At 44.2% G+C, this 20,115-nt stretch carries 16 protein-coding genes; 14 read left to right on the top strand and 2 right to left on the bottom strand.

All coding sequences use genetic code 11. The annotated features are described in order from the left end of the window. The first annotated feature begins 21 nt into the window (after positions 1–21). Complete coding sequence (locus MKY73_RS22135; protein ID WP_339303486.1) at positions 22–1,152, top strand: glycosyltransferase family 2 protein; 1,131 nt, start codon at positions 22–24, stop codon at positions 1,150–1,152. Between the two features lie 321 nt (positions 1,153–1,473). On the opposite strand, the gene MKY73_RS22130 is transcribed toward MKY73_RS22135, so the two are convergent. Together MKY73_RS22130 and MKY73_RS22125 are read right to left on the bottom strand one after the other, a co-directional pair. Next, a complete protein-coding gene (locus MKY73_RS22130) occupies positions 1,474–1,998 on the bottom strand; it encodes a DUF5412 family protein (RefSeq protein ID WP_339303484.1) in 525 nt (174 codons plus the stop codon). A gap of 17 nt (positions 1,999–2,015) precedes the next feature. Beyond that, positions 2,016–2,909, bottom strand: coding sequence for an AraC family transcriptional regulator (locus MKY73_RS22125; RefSeq protein WP_339303483.1), 894 nt, complete (start codon positions 2,907–2,909; stop codon positions 2,016–2,018). A gap of 114 nt (positions 2,910–3,023) precedes the next feature. Between MKY73_RS22125 and MKY73_RS22120 the strand changes: the two genes are divergently transcribed. From MKY73_RS22120 to MKY73_RS22060, 13 genes are all read left to right on the top strand, one after another. Then, positions 3,024–4,844, top strand: a complete 1,821-nt coding sequence (locus MKY73_RS22120) for an ABC transporter ATP-binding protein (protein ID WP_339303482.1) — start codon at positions 3,024–3,026, stop codon at positions 4,842–4,844. Next, positions 4,837–6,813 carry an ABC transporter ATP-binding protein gene (locus MKY73_RS22115; RefSeq protein ID WP_339303481.1) on the top strand — a complete coding sequence of 659 codons (1,977 nt, stop codon included), beginning with the start codon at positions 4,837–4,839 and terminating at the stop codon, positions 6,811–6,813. Before MKY73_RS22120 ends, MKY73_RS22115 begins: the two co-directional genes overlap by 8 nt. After that, positions 6,810–7,091, top strand: coding sequence for an Rpn family recombination-promoting nuclease/putative transposase (locus MKY73_RS22110; protein ID WP_339303480.1), 282 nt, complete (start codon positions 6,810–6,812; stop codon positions 7,089–7,091). The genes MKY73_RS22115 and MKY73_RS22110 overlap by 4 nt, the downstream gene beginning before the upstream one ends. A gap of 345 nt (positions 7,092–7,436) precedes the next feature. Next, a complete protein-coding gene (recQ, locus tag MKY73_RS22105) occupies positions 7,437–9,317 on the top strand; it encodes a DNA helicase RecQ (RefSeq protein WP_339303479.1) in 1,881 nt (626 codons plus the stop codon). 655 nt (positions 9,318–9,972) lie between these two features. After that, positions 9,973–12,015: a B12-binding domain-containing radical SAM protein gene (locus MKY73_RS22100; protein WP_339303478.1), complete on the top strand. Its 2,043-nt coding sequence runs from the start codon at positions 9,973–9,975 to the stop codon at positions 12,013–12,015. Between the two features lie 130 nt (positions 12,016–12,145). Further along, complete coding sequence (locus MKY73_RS22095) at positions 12,146–13,249, top strand: tyrosine-type recombinase/integrase (protein ID WP_339303477.1); 1,104 nt, start codon at positions 12,146–12,148, stop codon at positions 13,247–13,249. A gap of 181 nt (positions 13,250–13,430) precedes the next feature. Further along, positions 13,431–14,363 (top strand): hypothetical protein, encoded by a 933-nt coding sequence (locus MKY73_RS22090; protein ID WP_339303476.1) that lies wholly within the window; start codon positions 13,431–13,433, stop codon positions 14,361–14,363. An 813-nt stretch (positions 14,364–15,176) separates the two neighbouring features. Beyond that, complete coding sequence (locus MKY73_RS22085; RefSeq protein ID WP_339303475.1) at positions 15,177–15,704, top strand: Cthe_2314 family HEPN domain-containing protein; 528 nt, start codon at positions 15,177–15,179, stop codon at positions 15,702–15,704. Between the two features lie 154 nt (positions 15,705–15,858). Next, on the top strand, positions 15,859–16,362 hold the full coding sequence (locus MKY73_RS22080; RefSeq protein WP_339303474.1) for a hypothetical protein: 504 nt from the start codon (positions 15,859–15,861) through the stop codon (positions 16,360–16,362). A gap of 167 nt (positions 16,363–16,529) precedes the next feature. Next, positions 16,530–17,561 (top strand): hypothetical protein, encoded by a 1,032-nt coding sequence (locus MKY73_RS22075; RefSeq protein WP_339303473.1) that lies wholly within the window; start codon positions 16,530–16,532, stop codon positions 17,559–17,561. Between the two features lie 254 nt (positions 17,562–17,815). Beyond that, positions 17,816–18,325, top strand: a complete 510-nt coding sequence (locus MKY73_RS22070; protein WP_124113497.1) for a GNAT family N-acetyltransferase — start codon at positions 17,816–17,818, stop codon at positions 18,323–18,325. A 778-nt stretch (positions 18,326–19,103) separates the two neighbouring features. Continuing rightward, positions 19,104–19,499: a contact-dependent growth inhibition system immunity protein gene (locus tag MKY73_RS22065; protein WP_339303472.1), complete on the top strand. Its 396-nt coding sequence runs from the start codon at positions 19,104–19,106 to the stop codon at positions 19,497–19,499. A gap of 192 nt (positions 19,500–19,691) precedes the next feature. Continuing rightward, a complete protein-coding gene (locus MKY73_RS22060) occupies positions 19,692–20,024 on the top strand; it encodes a DUF3024 domain-containing protein (protein WP_339303471.1) in 333 nt (110 codons plus the stop codon). Positions 20,025–20,115: the final 91 nt, after the last annotated feature.

Here is a 20,115-nt window from a genome sequence, read left to right as displayed (position 1 = left end):
CGACAGGAAGGGGCTCAAAATGTGATAACTATCAGTCTGTGCATGATTGTGAAGAACGAGGAACGCATGCTAGCGCGCTGTCTCGACTCGGTTGCTGGCATCGCTGACGAGATCGTCATTGTGGATACCGGTTCATCAGATCGCACGATGGACATTGCTGCGCAGTACACCAACCAGGTCTACACGTATGAATGGAAGGAAGACTTTGCAGCAGCGCGGAATGAGTCATTCGCCAAGGCCACGCAGGAGTATATCCTGTGGCTGGATGCGGACGATGTGCTGCTGCCCGCGGAACGGGCGAAGCTGGAGGTGTTGAAGCAGCAGCTTCCGTCTGAGGGGGAGACGGCGGCTGTGATCATGAACTACACGCTGGCCGAGGGGCCGGAGGGAAGTCCGCTTGTGACGGACCGACGCCTTCGCCTGGTCAAGCGTGATGCCGGGTGTCGCTGGCATGGCCGGCTGCACGAGCAGCTTAGCTTCCCGCCGAGCGGGGTCATTACGGCAGATATTGCCGTCACGCATCGCCGCGAAGCGGGACATCATTCGGCGCGAAACGTGCGCATTTTGCGCAAATGGATCGCCGAAGAGGGCGTAGCCCAAGGTCGCCTGCTGTTCTATTATGCAGGCGAATGTTATGACCGCCAGCAGTATGCGGCGGCGGCACGCGGGTACGCGAAGCTGCTGGAGCAGCCAAGCGGTTACCGCGAGGACTGCCTGATTGCCTGCGCGAGGCTGGCGGAATGTTATGAACGACTGGGCGAGACGGGCCGCAAGCTGGGGGCATTGCTGCAAACGTTCCAGTATGATCTGCCGCATGCCGATTTCTGTTGCGCCATTGCTGCCTGTTTCCATGAACGGCATGAACCCGTCTCGGCGATCTACTGGTATATGCAGGCAGTCGATGTGAGCAGCCGCGATCCAGGCCTTCGCCCGGTGCCTGTCGCCTGTCGCACCTGGTTGCCACATGCCCGGCTCTCCCTTTGTTACGCCCATCTGGGCAACTGGGAGCAGGCATTGATGCATAACACCAAAGCCCGTAAGTATTTGCCCAACGATCCAGGGCTGCTTGCCAATCGGCAGAAACTCGAAGTAATGGTGCGCAAAGAGATGAAGGAACGGGAAGAACGTGGTGCAGAGTCACCTCGTAAGTAAGGAGACGAACTGGGGCAGATGAGGACAGAAGCGTTTGAAGCGTGGAGAAGGAAATAAGGCAAATAGATTGAAGCATAATTGAAAGAGCAGCAGCAGAATAGATGTGATAGATAATTTATAATGCTGCCATATGTTTTAAGTCCGATAGATACGAATTGTTAATGAACAAAAGAAGCCCCGCTTAACCGAAAGAGTCGGTGAGTGGGGCTTTTTACGCTTCTCGCTCATCGTGGAACTTCTGATGTGGGATGCTGTGAGTATTATGAGTTAAGGTGAGACCTCGAGTGCTCAGGGACGTCATTTTAGCTGCGAAGCTATTTTTTACTTTTCCGGTACCAGGCAGCGCACATATTGGTCCTTCATCCGTAAGCTTTTGCACGCCCAGCCCCATCCATCATATATTTCGTCATCGATATTGAGGGTAAGGGTCTCATCCGTGTATTCATTCCAGTTTTCAATCCGGATTGTATTTTCACTTTCCCATTCAAGATGGTTATTTCCGTGGTGCTCGGCACGATATATCGTTTTTACCGTGGAGTCCTCAGGGGCATTTGTCTTCTTCACATCGACCCAGATCGTAACGCCACCTGCCGCACCACCGTAAGGTACACCGTGAATCTCGGCAGTATATTGACCGTTCCGTGAAGGCATGGAATAACTCAGATCTCCCAGCTCGGAACGGTCAAACGTGGAGAAGTATGGACGGAGCCAGAAATACAGGAATACGGCAACGAACAGTACAAGAATCAATAATGAAAATGTGGTAAAAAAAGGGTGTCTACGTATCCAGGGTTTGCGAGAATTTGCATTGCATGAACTTGAACTAGCTTGAGTATTTTGATTCATAAGTATCGCACCTCCACCTACAGCGATATTTGCTTTGCAGGAATATAGATGTCCATTTCTCCGTAGTGATCCTGAGCCAGACTGCCATCAATTCGTTCAAAATAGTATGAATCACTCTTCTCGTACCCCGAATGGCTCTGCCAATATTCATCGATAAATGTCCAGACACTGTCCAGATGATCAATGTTAATCAGGCTTGGATGAAAATCACAGACGAATTTGAATACGGCATACTGGTTGGCTGGGACCTCAAGTCCATTCAGGTCTTCAGGGATATGCTCCAGAGAAGTCACTTCTACAGACGGTTGATAGGTACTGTAATCCTCGTTAATCTCATGGGTAAATCCAATATACACGTTAGGCTGCAGCACATTAGGAATCGAATGAAAGTGTTTTTCAAAAAAATCGTTGCCTGCTGAATTGGCTTCATAGTGTTCTTCATTATCTGCATAACGAATATGGGAACGTTGTCCGATGAGTTTCATAGCCGGTTTTCGTACATACGTTGGTGTGAAAATATACCCGTACGGAAGCATCGTGATCATGGACGAAGTCAGACGGGCTGTGAATTCAAGGTCTCCAGCTCCCTGTTTACGATATTGCAAGGGGGTGATCCCAAAGGTTTGTTTGAAAGCACGTATGTAGGATTGTTCATGTTCAAAAGCGTAATGGCCACTGATATCGATAATCTTCCAATTTAGGTTCACCAACTGCTCCAGGCTGCGCGCCAATTTGCGTGAACGGATGTATTCTCCAGGCAATTGTCCGCTTGCATGTTTGAACATGCGATGCAGGTGGAACTTGGATATATGAGTCACAGATGCCAGATGATCCAGCGTTAATTTGTCTTGAATATGGTCTTCTATGTAGTTGAACAGTTTATCCAATGTCTCTAGCAAATCGTGCTGCATATCAATCTCCCTACTTCGAATAGTACTTACAGCAATAAATGTTCATTTTTTCCTTATTACCGATGATATCATAACCAAGTACATAATTTAATGACAAGATTGGAGAAAGCATCCATGTTAGCTGACAAAAGAACGTATACAACTTTAGGCATGTTAACTCGATTATGGACGTTAACGGGCAAGTACCGTATGTTCATCATTCTGTTACTTTTCGCCGCATGTATGGTCTCTCTGATTGAGGTCGGTTACTTGGAATCGATCCGAAGACTGGTCAAAGGTGCTACCGAAGCACAGTTTTCATTACTCTACTCAGGTTTGATTATAGGCGTTAGCATTGTAGGATTACGATTGGTTGTAACCGCATTCATGACGAGGGTGGAGACGTTATTCCAGCAAAAGACATTATTGTCTATGCAGTCTCTATTGCTCTCATCTCTAGGCAGCACAGAGCCACGTGATGTGGCACATTATCACACGGGTGACCTAACCTCCAGGATATGGACTTCAGCCAAGGAAGCACAGAAGGGGATAAACCAACACGGCATTGAACTCGCAAAAAATATCATTCAGCTGATTCTTGCCTTTGCTTACTTCAGCTGGGTGAACTTGCCGTTGTCATTGGCTATCATTGCATTCACGTTAATCTATCCTCTTGTAACGGTAGGATTGGGTAAGCGTCTGCAACGACAACATGATCAGTTAAATGCCAGTGCAGCGTCAAGAGATGAGATGCTAACTGAAATCATCCAAGCCCCAGTTGAGATCCGAAGTTACGGACTCGCGGGTTATGTTCACCATCATTTTAAAGATCGAATGGACCAGGTGTTCAGACATACGATGTCTGTATCTGTGTTACAACGTCTTTCGGAAGCAGCCGGACGGGTCTCGACGTATGGTGGCATGATTCTGATTCTCTATCTAGGTGGCATGCAGGTACTGAATGGACATATGGATGTAGGAGGACTGGCAGCTTTTCTGGTAGCAAGCAGTCAGTTAACTCGTCCGATTGAGTCGTTATCCGGGCTGTGGAATGATTTTATTGGTTCTGCTTCTCACGCATCCAGAATCTTTGAAGTACTGGATTTGGAGAAAAAGGATGAGGTTGTTGAGACCAGTACAACTACATATGTACGACCCGAAACGGAGTTAGGACAGCTTGAAAAGCAATCTAAACCGGGTGGCATCAACGTGCAGCATGTGTCTTATAGGTATGCGGAGCAAGAAGAAGTGTTAACGGATATTTCTTTTGAGGCCAAGCAAGGAAAGCTTACTGTAATCACTGGGCCAAGTGGATGCGGGAAAACCACGTTATTGAAGTTAATAGCCGGATTAGATAGACCTGTTACTGGCTCGATCCAGGTTATGGATCAGAAGAATATACTGAATGATATGTATGGGGTTCAGACAGCACATGTCAATCAGGTGTATGTTCCACAACAAGCCTTTATTTTCACAGGCACAGTGGAAGAGAATATTGTTTTTGGACAAGAGGGGATATCTGCCAATCAGGTAGAGGCTGCGGCCCACATGACATATGCACATGACGCCATTATGCGTCAATCGCTCGGCTATGGGACGGAGCTTCAGCCAAAAGGCGGGACAATGTCGGGTGGTGAGCTTCAGCGTATTAGTTTGGCAAGAGCGATGCTGAGGAAGCCGGATATTCTATTGTTGGATGAACCGACGTCATCTCAAGACCCTCTACATGAGCAACGATTGAATAATCTCTTTGCGAGAATAACTGCTGACAAAGGCACTACGGTTATTGCAGTTACCCATCGATTATCGTTGATCGAACGGGCGGATCAGGTCATCTATATTCAGAAAGGACGCGTCGAAGATACGGGGACTCATCGTGAACTGAAGGATCGTCCCAATGGATATCGGAGCTATATTGCGGAGCAGGATATGGAAGTGGAGGGACAGCATGAGTAACAAGATTGAAGATGCAACATATGCCGATGATGTTGGAATGAAGAGCAGTCATGAGAAAAGTGGAGCAAATGTGATAAATGAAAATGATAAAAATAATGAAATAGAAGTTGATCATCAGATGAACGAAAGCCATGTTCCAGATGACTCAGATGATTTAAAAGAAGCTGTATCACTGGCAACGGTATGGCCCGTTATTTTTCGATGGATGAAGCCTTATGGATTAGCTGTAGCGATCTTGCTTATTTTTATTGCAGCAGATGCGGTCTTCGATTGGGGACTTGCCTTCGTACAGGGATTCTTCGTGGATGCCATTCATGATGGGGGACAGGAGCAGCTTAATTCTACGGCATTGATCTTTATCGCCATTCTGGCAGGGTTTATCGTATTGCTCGCGATGCATCGGTATGTGCTGGTATGGCTAAAGGAGTCGATGCAACGGGACATGTCGATGGATCTGTTGAAACTGTGGAACCGGATGCCCTATTCCTGGGTGCGCAGACAGAAGTCCGGGGATGTGATGCTTCGCATCAAGGAGGACACGAAGCATGGTGCAGAAGTTGTGGAGGCTATTGCAGAGGGTGTTACGGTTATATTCATTATTGCTCTATCGCTGGGATACTTGTACAGAGCAGATGCATGGGTTGCGGTGATCGCCTTAGTAAGTGCAGGGGCAATCTGGTTCACGGCGAGGTTGTATGATCAGCGAATTGTACATCTGTCCGATGAGGTCGAATCCAGAGAGGGCGAGTCCCAAGAACAGATCCAGCAGTATGTTGAAGGGATACCGGTGATTCAGATGTATGATGCTTCACCGTGGTTTCTCACTCGTTTTCGAACACAACAACAATCACTGAACCGAGTTCAGGCCAAGTTACAGATGACACTGAGTATGTCGGATAACGTGGCGATGGCGGTGTTTGGTCTGGCTCAATTGGCAGCGTTGTTCCTTATTGCTCTGTCAGCGGCTAGGGGAACTCTGTCTCCGGGCATGGTTGTCGCAAGTAGTCTGCTCTTTGAATTGGTGGTGTGGCCGGTACTCGGCTTGTCCAGCCAGTGGAGTCAGATGCAAGCCAGCGTGGGTGCATTTGGACGTATCTCTGCATGGTTTAAGTTGGGGGATCACAAGAAGACAGGCTCATCCAATACTAAGGACGTGAAGCTTGCACAGGGAATGTATGACCAAGATCAGGGGAGTACACCAAAAGGGGCACATGAAAAGAACGAAGTGGCTATGCTATGTCTACAACAGGTTACGGTAACCGATGAAGACAGTGGTCGAAAAATTCTGGATCAGATTTCGCTTAGTCTGGTTCCTGGTGAATTGGTTGCGGTAGTTGGTGCCAGTGGGGCAGGCAAATCTACATTATGCCAAGTGTGTGCAGGACTGATCGAGCCAACAAACGGAAGCGCATTGATGGGTGATCAACATGTTGCAGAGTACATAGAGATGGATAATGAAATGGATAAGCAATCCAGACTGACGTATATGCCGCAGACCCCAACTTTTTTTACAGGAACGATCGAAGACAATATCCGTCTGAGTTCAGACGTTACATTGGACAGAGTGAAGCTTGCGGCAGAGCAGGCAGGTTTGCATGAATACATTGAGGCACAGGAAGGACAATACGCGGCCATGTTGCAAGAGAAAGGCGCCAATATATCTGGAGGACAACAGCAGCGACTGTCGCTGGCCAGGCTCTTTATGAGGTCATCTGATCTGTACATTCTAGACGAACCAACGTCATCACTGGATATTCAGACAGAACAGAAGGTGATGAATCACTTGCTGAACTTTATGAAAGACAGAATCGGGTTGCTTGTCACACATCGCATGGAGGTTGCTCGTCAGTGCTCTCGCATCCTTGTAATGGAGAAAGGCCGAATTGCTGAGGATGGGACGCATGAACAGTTGATGCAGAGGAAAGGATTGTATTATCGGATGAATGCAAGAGGCGGTGATACAACATGAATGAATCTGGAGTTAAGAAAGTAATGGATACGCTGGAGTTCTTGAGTCAGGATCGGGAAGCGCGTCGTTTGTATGAAGAACTGCAGAAGTATTTGCATGACGAAGCTTCCATGATTGAATGGGCTACGGAAAAGGGAATAGCCAAGGGATTAGTAGAAGGGGAAAAAAGAAAGGCGATTGAGATTGCAAAAAACATGCTCTCATTTGGAATTGAAGTTTCAGTTATTGCCAAAACAAGTGGTCTAACTGAGTCAGAAGTTGAGGCGCTAAAAGATTAGCAAACGCACTTTAAACAAACAATCGTTTTGTCCCCAAAAAGGCATGCGATTGTTTTTTGATTTTTCCTGTAATGTTCAATCACATCTGAATCTACTTGCGATCTTTCCTATCATTCAGGTTATACACCACTGTCACCCATTTGTAAAAGATCGTTTTACAGTAAAACGCGGTTGCTCATTCGGGGCTGGGCCGTTAAACTAAAGGGAGCGGCGTTTGCTTGACGGACAAGTCATGAGAACGCCATTTTGTTGTCAAGGATGCGGCGTATAAGCCGCTTTCGGATGTCAGAATCGGATCGGACCAAGCTGGTGGAAGAACACCGGTGATAAGTAAGGAGTCTTTACATGAGTGTGCAAACACCTACTATTGAAGAAGCGCAGGGTCTCCTGCAAAAATATTATGGCTACCCCGACTTCCGTGAGGGACAGAAAAAGATTGTAGCCAGCCTGCTCGAACGTGAAGATACGCTCGGCATTATGCCAACCGGGGGCGGTAAGTCGATCTGTTATCAGATCCCCGCCCTGTTATATTCGGGTCTGACACTAGTTGTCTCCCCGTTGATCTCATTAATGAAGGACCAGGTCGATGCGTTGACGACCGCCGGAATTGCTGCCGCGTATATTAATAGTACACTTAGCGGCAAAGAAGTGAATGATCGCATCCGCGCGGCGCAGCGCGGTGAGCTGAAGTTGCTCTATGTCGCGCCTGAGCGACTGGAGCTGGATTGGTTCCGCGAGGAGATGGGCTATTTGCCGATCTCGTGCGTTGCAGTGGATGAGGCCCACTGTGTGTCTCAGTGGGGGCATGATTTTCGGACAAGCTACCTGGCGGTAGCGCCGTTTGTGGACAGTTTGCCGGAGCGGCCGGTGGTTGCGGCCTTCACGGCAACAGCGACGCCCGAGGTCATGGGCGATATTCTGCGGTTGCTGCGTTTGCAGGACCCGCAGACATATGTGACCGGACTTGGGCGGGATAATCTGGCGTTTAGCGTGCTGCGCGGCGAGAGCAAGAAGGACTTTGTTCTGAATTATGCGCGCGAGCATGCCAGCGAGCCTGGAATTGTATATGCCGCGACCCGTAAGGACGTGGACGATCTGCATCAGCGTTTGTTGCAGGCGGGATTGCCCGCTGGACGCTACCATGCCGGCATGACGGACGATGAACGGGCCCAGAGCCAGGAAGCTTTTTTGTACGATGATATCCGGGTGATGGTGGCAACGAATGCGTTCGGGATGGGGATTGATAAATCAAACGTGCGTTACGTAATTCATAACAGCATGCCGAAGAATATGGAGGCATATGTACAGGAAGCCGGGCGTGCAGGACGGGATGGAGAGCCCAGTCAGTGTATTCTGTTATTCGGCGCACAGGACATTATCACCCAAAAGTTCCTGATTGAGCAGAATCCGATGGAGGGCGACCGCAAACAGAACGATTACCGGAAGCTGCAACAGATGGTGGATTACTGTTACACGACTCGCTGTCTGCGCAGTGCACAGCTGGACTATTTCGGTGAGGTGCATGACGACACGCCTTGCGGCATTTGCAGTTCCTGTACGGACGACCGCGAGCTGGTAGACATGACGATTGATGCTCAGAAAATATTCAGCTGCATTCACCGCATGCGTGAACGGTATGGTGTATCGCTGGTCGCTTCGGTGCTCAAAGGCTCCCGTGCCAAAAAGGTGCTTGATTACGGCTTCAACTCTCTGCCAACCTACGGCGTGATGGGCAATCGGACAGAGCGTGAGATATCGGAGATCATCAACGTGATGGTATCCGAAGGATATCTGATGCTGTCCGAGGGACAGTATCCGGTTGTACGTTTGCAACCATTAGCGGTGGAAGTGCTCAAAGGCCAGCGTGAAGTGATGCAACGTGTCGTTCGCAAGACAGCGGCAACGGCTTCGGGTACGAATTACGGCGGACGTCGTGGACGCGATGCGATGCCATCTGCGGTTAATGAGACGGTATTTGAACAGCTTCGTCTGATCCGTCGTGATCTGGCGGCGAAAGAGCATGTACCATCGTACATTATCTTCAATGATGCAACTTTGCGTGAGATGAGTGTGGTATGTCCACAGACAGAACGTGACATGCTGGATATCAAAGGGGTCGGTGAGGTGAAGTACCGCAAGTACGGGCTACCGTTCCTGGAGTTTTTCCAGAAGCAATCGGGCGAAGAAGTCGATACGGATGACGATGCTTTTTACGAGTATGAGTAGGTATGAGAAGGTATGAGAAGGTATGAGTAAGTATGAGCGAGTTATGATCAATAATGAGCGAGTTTGGCTGGATGGGATGAAGTGAGGATTGCTGTTACATTCGCGCTTTCAGGTCTTTGAAGTTCATGACGCGTAAAGCTTAATTGATTAATAATTTGATATATATGCTTCGTGCAAGTCGATGGTTCGTCCATGATACGGGGGAAGCGTTCGGCAGAGGTTCGAGGCTAAAGCCTAAAGGCTCAATGCAGTAAAATGTGGATATCTATTGTGGATGGAATGCGAACGAGGTCTTTTCAGGGTGAAGTTGAGTTTGAAGTTGATTTTTGTGTCTCTGTATTGTGGACAAATTAAGGTGAATTGTCTTTCAAAGGGTGGACATTGGCGTTAGGGATGTCTGAAAGTAGCATGTACAATATGTGGTTTTATTTATTTGGTTGCGCACTGTATGTTGTGTTTTTGGTTTGGCGGGGTGTATATGTCTTTTTGAAAAGAGTGTCCACTCTTTGAAAGACAAAAGTTGGATATGTCCATGAGAGATGGAATGGCTAGTTCAAAAGAGGTTTGCATGAACAGCATCCGGGGCAGGATGGCTGTGCAGCTTTACTTTTACCAAAAAAATATGGTCTGGGTGTCCAGGCAAAGGTTGTGAACCATGAAGGTTATTCTTTCTACATTAAATGCAAAGTACATCCATACCTCTTTGGCCTTGCGTTGTTTGAAGGCGTACAGTGAGAAGGATTTTGATATTGACCTGGCGGAGTATACGATCAAAGATCCAGTTATGAACATTGTGTCTGATCTGTATCAGCGCGGCGCGGACGTGATTGGTTTCTCGTGTTACATCTGGAATATTGAAGAGACGATCAAGGTCATTGATAATCTGAAAAAGGTTATGCCTGACGTGAAAATTCTGCTGGGCGGGCCGGAGGTGTCCTACGACACGGAATATTGGATGAACCGGATTCCCAATGTGGATTTCATCGTGATGGGTGAAGGGGAAGAGACGCTGCATCAGCTTTTGACGGAGCTGCAAGGAAGCAAAAAGTTCCACTTCGTGTATGGACTGGCGTATCGCAAAGGGGAAGAGGTCATTCTCATGCCAGGTCGGCCGAAAGCGGATCTGAACGATCTGCCGTCACCGCACCGATTTGAAGAGGATATTCCCGACCTCGGGAAGCGTGTGGTTTATTTTGAGACCAGCCGGGGCTGTCCGTTCAGTTGTCAGTTCTGTCTGTCCAGTATTGAGGTCGGCGTGCGGTATTACGATATTGAGCGGACCAAGTCGGATATTCTGTACCTGATTGAGAAGGGTGCGAAGCTGATCAAGTTTGTGGACCGGACGTTTAACATCAAGCGAGATTATGCGCTCGAAATGTTCAAATTCCTGATTGAGAATCATCAGGGAACTGTGTTCCAGTTTGAAATTACGGCAGACATTATGCGTCCCGAGGTACTGGATTATCTGGCAGAGAATGCGCCGCCAGGCACATTCCGCTTCGAGATCGGGGTTCAGTCCACGAATGATCCGACAAATGAACTGGTGAAACGCCGCCAGAACTTTACCAAGCTGAGCCGTACCGTAAACAAAGTGAAAGCTAGCGGTAAAATCGACCAGCATCTGGATCTCATCGCCGGACTGCCGGAGGAAGATTACAATACGTTCCGCAAAACGTTTAACGATGTATTTGCACTGGGGCCGGAAGAGCTGCAACTCGGATTCCTCAAAATGCTGCGTGGTACGGGTCTGCGTCTGGATGCGGAAAAGTACAACTATACGTATATGGATCATGCACCGTATGAGATTTTGGGCAGTGATGTCCTGCCGTTTAGCGACATCGTACGCCTGAAGCGGCTGGAGGATGTACTGGAGAAATACTGGAACGCACACCGGATGGACCATACGCTGAAGTATCTGATGGAGCAGGAGTTCAATTCGCCGTTTGATTTCTTCCAGGCGTTTGGGGATTATTGGGAAGGTCAAGGTTGGCAGAAGATTGGTCACCAACTGGAGGATCTGTTTACTCGTCTGCACAGCTTCCTGGAGTCGCGGAATACGCCGCATATGGATGTCGTGCTCGGCTTGATGAAGCTGGATTATTTCCTCGGCCACAAATACAAACCACGCAAAATCTGGTGGGAAGATCCACTCCAGAAAGACCAGTGGGCGGGTTATATGAAAACGTTGGCTGAACGTCCGGAAGACGTTCGACTGCCACGTGTTGCCGGTGCCGCTGGCACGGCATGGCTGGAAAGCAGCGGCACGGGTGCGAGTGTCGCTGCGGCAAGTTCGGCTGCTGCCGAGGAAGACTCTGCCGCGGATGCGGCGGGTGTGATCGGCAGCGAAGCCGGGGGTGCAGCGTCGCTTGCTTCGGGCGACGCAACAGGGTCCGCCGCGGATGGAGCGGCGGACGGGGAAGACGGCAACGCTTCGCGTGCGTTGCCGATGACCTCGGCCATGACCGCACAGACGGTCATGGGTGCCCGTGCCTTCGCCGACCTTGGTCTCGGCGAAAAAGAACTGCAGAAGCACACCGTATTGGATGTGCTTCCGTTCCGGCTTGAGCGTGTGCTAGCTGGCGCCAGCCCGCTTGCTGCGAAAGGCCGGACGCTGCTGGTCGTTGTGTACCAGCAGCATGAAGGGCAGCAGGCGCAGTATTACACGCTGCCGCTGGGAGAAGAAGCCGCTGCCATATAGGTGCAGCGACCATATTTCCGAAAGCATCGGAAGATCACTAGATTCCCTTACGGGATGAAGATGATCTTCCTTTTTTATTTTTTTAATTTTATGAACTCATAAATCCAATTAAGCTGAAGGGAGAGTTTTTATGAAAGATAAAGCAGCCATCATTTTAACCAAAGGTTCTGATGATACGTTGTATGTGCAAATTCCGTATAATACGGTGCATATCCAGCGCATTCGTCAGGTAACAGGAAGAAGGTGGGAGCCTGACACGAAACGTTGGGTCATCCCCTATTCAGACACATCTCTTCAGGATTTTACAAAGCACTTTGATGCGCGAGATGTAGAGATTTCCCCGGAGCTGTGGGTGGAGAGTGATATATTGAGAAAATGGAAGTTACATGTAGAGAAAACACAATGGAGAAGAGATGAGTTGCAACAAGCTCTAAAATTGAGAGGGTACAGTCGCAAAACGATGAAAGCATACTGTAATCAGATTGAACGATTTGTGACCAGTCTTCCTCAGATCGATACAGAAATTCGTGCATCTCATGTCCAGACATATTGTTTGAGATTGCTTGAGCGAGGAGTCTCCCATTCCAGTGTAAATCAGACGATTAGTGCGATCCGATTCTATTGTAAACATGTGTTACTTCATCCTGCCGAGTTTCAATATATACGTCCTAAAAAACAAAATAAGTTGCCCAATGTCATGTCCGAAAAAGAAGTCACCCAATTGCTGAAAGCTGTGACTAATCTCAAACACAAAACAATTCTTTATCTAACCTATTCGGCAGGGCTTCGTGTCGGCGAAGTCGTTCGTCTACGCTGTAGTGATCTGGACATTGAGCGTCAGACCATTATCGTAAGGCAGGGAAAAGGTCAAAAGGATCGAAGAACTCTTCTTTCCCATCTTGCTTGGGAGATTGTACAGAAGTACATCGCCGAATATAAAACCGATCGTTGGTTGTTTCCGGGACAGTCTTCAGATCGACATCTTACGGAGCGCAGTGTACAAAAGGTTTTTGAAGAAGCTAGACAAAGAGCGGGTATTGTAAAAAAATGCAGCATTCATGCTTTGCGGCACTCTTTCGCTACACATTTGCTGGAAAATGGAACAGACCTGCGCTATATTCAGGAGCTTCTTGGTCATACGAGTGCACAAACAACACAACGATATACACATGTGAGCACGAAAAATATTCAGCGTATTCAGAGTCCACTGGATCGTATGGACATGGGAGATTGAGTATCTCAAAACTCTCCCTTTTTCACCAAATTTTTCTTCGCATATATCGCCTCATAGGTTATCATATACGTAGTTCAGATATTACTTTGGAAGTGTGGTATTTACGAAGTACATAATTTAGATGTTAAGTGAAATCAATTGAGACATACAAGTCCAAGAAGGCCAAGAAGGGAAAATAAAAATGAAAGAGAAGAAATTACAAGAAATCAAAGATTCATTGCAATATTTTGAGGATCGCAAATCACGTGCTGAATTAAGAATGCAAGAGTTAAGATATAGTGATGAGGGTTGGTATTTTGGATTAATTGGTTTTGCTGCTGACTTCGAGCTTGTAGAACTAGAGATTGGAAGAATTCAGGAGATTGTCGAACCTCCTGGTGAGGTTGAATTGGCCTCGGCATTAGAACGAAATGACATGTTTTCGTTGTTCGGACGTTATACAAGAGGATTGAGCTATGAATTATTTATTAAAGATGATGAGGTATATAACGAACGGATCTTTGATATCGCCTGGTGGATAATCTCATCCTTAAGAATTAAAACAGATGTTGATTTTATTGTTCCTGTTGCTTCCAATCGTTCTTGGTCAACATTTGCAGCTGCCCCAAAAAATTCAGTTAAAACGCGAGTTATAGAGGACTTCCCTAAAGCTACAAGACAATCTTTAGATTCAAATGTTTCAATTGATGATGTTGTATGGGTGAATAATAATTTTGTAAACTTTGCTAATTTACTCTCTGATACACGCTTTAGAACTGCAATAGATAGTTTAACCACACATCATTTACAACATAATTCAAGAATGACTATCGCATTACTCTGGTCTGGAATAGAAGCGATATTTGGAATTCAATCAGAACTAAGATTTAGGTTGTCAGCTCAAATAGCCTCTTTGCTTGAAACTAGAGGCAGCTGCAGATACGAGTTACATCAGAAAATCAAGAAATTATATGATGTCAGATCAAAAGTAGTTCACGGAAGCGCAATAACTGAAGAGAAAATACAAGAACATATTATCGAAGTAAGGGGATTATTATCAAGGATCATTACTTATTTCGTGGAAAATAAACAAATTATGACAATTAACGAATTTGAAGAGCTTCTGTTTCTGTAGAAAACTCGAGGAAGTAATTGACTTCACTTAACATTATATTCACGCGGCGGGCATACGCCATTGGTCCGACAGAGGAGTTTCGGGGAAGTAGAGACAGTCGGACACCCCGACATTCGTCGAGGTCGTGAATACAAGAACGTTATATGTAATTCCCCCCGTGAACAACAAAACGAATGAATGATTGAATGGCTATACAGGTCAAGAGCTATACAGGTCAAGAGCTATACAGGTCAAGAGCTATACAGGTCAAGAGCTATACAGGTCAAGAGCTATACAGGTCAAGAACTATACAGGTCAAGAGCTATACAGGAACAAGGGCTATACAGGTCAAGGGCTATACAGGTCAAGAGCTATACAGGTCAAGGGCTATGTAGATCAAGAGCTATACAGGTCAAGGGCTATGCAGATCAAGAGCTATACGGTCAAGGACTATACAGATCAACGGCTGTATGGATCAAGAACTACACAAGCCAAAGAATATCCTAAACGGGAAGAAGAACGGATGAAATCGATCCGAGCGGGGGGAACACCATATAACATAATATTTACGCTGCGGGCATACGCCCTGGGTCCGGCGTTCGCCGGCCACCCGACATACGTCGGGTCGTAAATACAGGAACGTTATGAGAAATCATCAAGAAAGGGGATAAAGATGAAGTACCTTAGATATCCGACTGAAGAAGAATGGCATGAAATTTTGAACCGAAGTCCATTTATAGGATTCCAATTTTCATCTACTGATTTTGTCAATAATGCTCCAGATGCAACGATTTTTTTGATGGACCAATAATCAATTCATATGGATCATTGCTAGTGTATAGATTTAGGGCACTGCTTGAAAGCTATATCATGTTAAGTTTCTATTATCAATTAGGAATACCAGATAACATAGAAGATAAAAATACTAGTGAAATATTTAAAAAGTTTGAACCCCATCATTTTGGAAATAAAGAAAAGTTCGATTACTACTCAGATGTTTTTTATCTCAAAGCATTTTCATGTTTGGAAGCTATAGGACACATTCTTAACGAACGATACAATCTAAAAGTAAAAAAAGTAGAGTTTAAAATTATAGTTAGCAAGATGAAAAATGAAAATCCTGATTTATTCAAAAAATTGAGTGAAATAATAGAGAATGATGAATTCATTAAAGCAAATACCTATCGAAATCAGATAACCCATAATCATTCTCCCAATTTACCTGGAATACATCGACTTAAAGATATCAACGGAGCAGTAATAGAGGCAAAGACAGAATACTACGATTCGAAAAGGGTACACCGCAACATTTTATCAATGTCAGAACTTCTTAAGAAGGCAGTAGAAGCGATTCGTGAGTAAGGCGTTGAAGCTGATGACATCTCATAACATAATATTCACGCTGCGGGCATACACCCTTGATCCGGCATTCGCCGGATACCCGACATGCGTCGGGTCGTGAATACAGGAACGTTATCTGAAATACGGTAAAACCGTTTATGAAATGAGTGAACTTATGAATATACAGGATTTAAGAAATTGGGTGTGTAAGCACGATGCAAGAGATCGAGCGTTAGAAGCGTTCTGGCTTAACGTAACTACTTTTAGGATTGAGGAACCGGAAGAGTTTGAAGAACTATTTTGGGATTATGACGAACAGTATTTGAAAGTCTTAATCGAAGATATTTCGTTGCATATCAAGAGTTTAGATTACATAGAAGTCGGCAATAAAGAGCGGGAATATATCGAAGTCAAGGTCAGAATTGAATATCGATCCAACCATGTAGGTTACTACCGAATACACTTCAATATAGACGGTAAGATCGAGGATGACTTTTTCATCACAGAATGGACAGGATTAAGATTATATCAAACAAGAGGATTGTTAGAAGATATTAAAGGAGAGATCAACGACGACTTAATGAAGGGAAGGATAACAGAAAAAGAAGCTATACGATTAAAAGCAATGATTGAAGAAAAGAAAGAACAGATTCGGAAGGAATTTAGTCATTCTGAGTAAGTGATTCAAGGAGCTACCGTACGTCAGATAACATAATATTCACGCTGCGGGCATACGCCCTGGGTCCAGCATTCGCTGGACACTCGACATGCGTCGAGTCGTGAATACAGGAACGTTAGCTGAAATTGACGATAGCTTAAAAAAATCATTATTTAGGGGATCACACTATGAATAACAAAAATTATGAGATGAGTGAAAAAGCTTTTCTAGATATTTGGAAGAAGCACGGTAGTCCTAGTGTACTATATGGAAATCAAGAGAGCTTTTTGTTCTTGAAAGATTTATTTGATAATACCGATGGATTATTCATAATAGATCATTTTTCTTATTATAATTATGACAACCTTAGTTCAATACATAAAGAAGGAGATTTTATTCGATTAGTATGGAAGGATTTTGTGAAGAATCCGCCTCCACGCGGTTTTGAAGATATGACATTTGAAATATTTAGTGCGCACTATATTTATTCATTATGTAATATACAGGAGATTAAGTTTTACAATTTTAGAGGGCATATATGTATCATTATAATGCCTGTGATTGCTAAGATTAAAGAAGTGAAAAAGCACTTAGGAATAAATCAATTAGATCAGACAAAGATAAATGTTAAAGAGAACTTGGAAGAACTATTTACAACGATAAGGTATCTTGAGGATGATTATGTGCATGAATGTATTTTGCATAATCTACCATTCTTTAGTTTCCTATTACAGCCTAAACAAAACTCTTGGAGCGCAAGCTTTTCTAAGATACTTCTCATGTACGCAACTCTTGATCATGTAAGTGATAGGCTTCATAAAGTGAAGATTAAAATAAATCATCTAAGTGAATATGATTTTGATGAAATTAGAGCATCTGGAAATATAATTAGAACTATAATGGAGTCATTAATTAAATATTATAGTATTTATTATAATTATTCTTTGCCTGAGGATCACTATGGTAATAATGTATTAGGTAAACTGAAGAAAGGCTTAAAAAATGATTCGCTGATAAATTTGTATTTACCGCAGGAAATGATAGATTTAGCAAATGATTTCTCACACGACACAGGATATACAAGAAGTAAAAAGCAACTTTTAGATTTACAAAATTATGCAGAAGATATTTTAACAGTAATTATTGAGAAAATGAAAACTGAAGATAAAGAAGAACTTAAAGATAATTTAGAAGACGATTTAGCTGAGGAAAATGAGTAAATAAGTAGTAGTTTTTCAATGAAGTCGTCAAGATCAGCTAACACAATGTTCAAGTATCGTCGCTGTCGCTCCTCAATCTGGCAGAAGTTATAGGCAGGGGAGTTGATTCAGCCAGACACATCCGACATTTGTCGGACGTCTCGAACACAAAAACGTTATAGGAAATCAGCAAAAAACTAAAGGTGTATATGAAACCAGAATGGAAAAACATATACATGAAATAAATAAGAAATTTCAGACAGAGGAGAAATAACATGTTAGAGATCTTGAGAGTTCCATATGAAGATAAAATGATCTTAAACAGTTTGATCCAGTTCTACAGATATGACTCCAGTGAATTTGATGGACATGAATTGACTAATCATGGAGTTTATCTGTACAAGTATCTAGATCATCAATGGACAGATGACTATCGTAAGCCATTTTACTTAAAAATTAATGGTGAACTGGCTGGCTTCGTACTTGTTTTAACAGATGTTCCTAAAGAGTATGTAAAAGCAAGTACATCAACTCAGACAAATGTAATTAGTGATTTTTTTATAATGCGCAAATTCAGAAATAAGGGATATGGAAAAGAAGTAGCCCATTTTATTTTTAATACCTATAAAGGGATATGGGAAGTGCGACAGACTCCACAAAATAGGCCAGCAAATCTGTTTTGGAACAAGGTAATTAACGAGTTTACAGGTGGGAAGTACGAAGAAGTTATTTTAAACAATGAAAGCTGGAATGGACCTGTTCAAGTATTTCAAATGAAAGAATAGATGCTAGGGTATTCGTAGAAGCTGCTGACATCCTATAACATAATATTCACGCTGCGGACATTCGTCCTTGGTCCGGCATTTGCCGGACACCCGACATACGTCGGGTCGTGAATACAGGAACGTTATCTGCAATTACCGGAAAGACAATTAAAAAAGCGTATAAATTCCAAAACCCAGATAAAGAAGGATTTATTATTATGAACCCATTTCCTGAAGATCATGAATTAGTTAGTTTGTTTGAGTCAGAACCAAGTGTGCTCGATAACGAAGTGCCGTGGTATTATAATACTTTGTTTTTTTCGTTGGTCAGGAACAATGACCATATTCAATGTATTATAGAACCGGCATATTGTAAAATTTCATTTCGCTTAATGATCGAAAACAGGCTAATATACGACCTTCATTTTGAGAACATAGAAGGAATGGAAATAGAGAAATGTAAGGATAAAGAATTCTTAAAGATCATATTTAATGACGAAGACACCGTAAAAACTTTATTAATAGAAACTAAACCCAATATTAACTTAATATCAACAAATAATAAGAACTTTAGAAAGTAATTCATAGATGTCGGTAACAGCAGATAACATTACATTCACGCTGCGGGCCATATGGCCCTGGGTCTGCCCGAAGAAAAGTCGGTGAAGTTGGGGCAGCAGACAACCCTGTGAACCTAACCGCATCGCGGCCGCCCCGTTGGGGCTTAAGGTTCTCGGGCTCGTGAATGCCGAAACGTTATGTGCAATACCGGAAACTATTTATACAAGAGGGTGAAAGCATGAGTGAAGTAGATCTAACCCAAACCCTTGAAGAGCTTGAAGGTGAATATTGGAGCGAACCGAATTTTACTTCTTCATTAGTGATTCAAGTACATAAATTAAGAAAGAAACCTCTTTGCGAATTGAACAATGAAGATTTAAGATTATTGATCGGACAACAAATGAGTCTAACTGTTCTTTTACCCCTAGCCTTGGAAAGATTAATAGAGAATCCATTAAGATCAGGAAATTTGTATACAGGCGATTTATTTTGTGCGGTACTCCAAGTAAGAAAAGAATATTGGAAAGAACATAAAGAGTTGAATAACGAATTGGATGAAGTGATTAGAACCTATGAAGAAGCGAAAAAGACATTGGAAGAGCACATAAGTAAATACAGAAGGGATCATTTGTAAGTCGATTCAAGAAGCCCGGTACATCACATAACATCATATTCAAGCTGCGTCTGCTTCGGAGCCTCGGTCTGCGGGAAGGATTTCGAGGGGCATTTCAGCAGACAACCCCTTCGGGGTTCATGAATACAACAACGTTATGAGACATCATAGTGATATAATTAGAGCAAAACGGATAAGACAGGAGAATCATTAATGGATGACTTTACGAAGAAACGGATTATGAAAATTATGGATGGTTACACACAAAGCAAAGTACCAGCTCATCTAAAAAGCCAGATTAAAATCACTTATAAAATCAGAGGGAACAATGTCACACTAATAGAAGAAAGACAAGGTTACAAAAGTGATATATGGGTGCAGATTCCAGTAGCTCAGTTCAGAATAAATGAAAAAAACGAATGGAAAGTCTATTGGCAAGACAGTAAAGATAAATGGCATTTCATAGATGATATAGAACCGAATGAAAACTTCGAAACCCAGTTAACGATTGTAGATGAGGGGCATAACGGAATGTTTTGGAATTAACTCAGAGAGGCCTATGACACCTCATAACATAATATTCAAGCAGCGGCTCCTTGTGGAGCCTTGGTCTGCAAGTTGGATTTCGAAGAGGGAT

Origin of the sequence: Paenibacillus sp. FSL R5-0519, assembly GCF_037974275.1 — a bacterium.
In the GTDB taxonomy this organism is placed as follows: domain Bacteria; phylum Bacillota; class Bacilli; order Paenibacillales; family Paenibacillaceae; genus Paenibacillus.
This window is presented reverse-complemented; position numbering and strand designations above follow the sequence as displayed.

What these genes read in the sequence shown, in the direction of transcription:
- MKY73_RS22110 (WP_339303480.1), top strand. Translation starts at nt 6,810, where the DNA reads ATGAATGAATCTGGAGTTAAGAAAGTAATGGATACGCTGGAGTTCTTG.
- MKY73_RS22095 (WP_339303477.1), top strand. Translation starts at nt 12,146, where the DNA reads ATGAAAGATAAAGCAGCCATCATTTTAACCAAAGGTTCTGATGATACG.
- MKY73_RS22125 (WP_339303483.1), bottom strand. Translation starts at nt 2,909, where the DNA reads ATGCAGCACGATTTGCTAGAGACATTGGATAAACTGTTCAACTACATA.
- MKY73_RS22065 (WP_339303472.1), top strand. Translation starts at nt 19,104, where the DNA reads ATGAGTGAAGTAGATCTAACCCAAACCCTTGAAGAGCTTGAAGGTGAA.
- MKY73_RS22080 (WP_339303474.1), top strand. Translation starts at nt 15,859, where the DNA reads ATGAATATACAGGATTTAAGAAATTGGGTGTGTAAGCACGATGCAAGA.
- MKY73_RS22070 (WP_124113497.1), top strand. Translation starts at nt 17,816, where the DNA reads ATGTTAGAGATCTTGAGAGTTCCATATGAAGATAAAATGATCTTAAAC.
- MKY73_RS22120 (WP_339303482.1), top strand. Translation starts at nt 3,024, where the DNA reads ATGTTAGCTGACAAAAGAACGTATACAACTTTAGGCATGTTAACTCGA.
- MKY73_RS22100 (WP_339303478.1), top strand. Translation starts at nt 9,973, where the DNA reads ATGAAGGTTATTCTTTCTACATTAAATGCAAAGTACATCCATACCTCT.
- recQ (WP_339303479.1), top strand. Translation starts at nt 7,437, where the DNA reads ATGAGTGTGCAAACACCTACTATTGAAGAAGCGCAGGGTCTCCTGCAA.
- MKY73_RS22115 (WP_339303481.1), top strand. Translation starts at nt 4,837, where the DNA reads ATGAGTAACAAGATTGAAGATGCAACATATGCCGATGATGTTGGAATG.
- MKY73_RS22130 (WP_339303484.1), bottom strand. Translation starts at nt 1,998, where the DNA reads ATGAATCAAAATACTCAAGCTAGTTCAAGTTCATGCAATGCAAATTCT.
- MKY73_RS22075 (WP_339303473.1), top strand. Translation starts at nt 16,530, where the DNA reads ATGAATAACAAAAATTATGAGATGAGTGAAAAAGCTTTTCTAGATATT.
- MKY73_RS22090 (WP_339303476.1), top strand. Translation starts at nt 13,431, where the DNA reads ATGAAAGAGAAGAAATTACAAGAAATCAAAGATTCATTGCAATATTTT.
- MKY73_RS22060 (WP_339303471.1), top strand. Translation starts at nt 19,692, where the DNA reads ATGGATGACTTTACGAAGAAACGGATTATGAAAATTATGGATGGTTAC.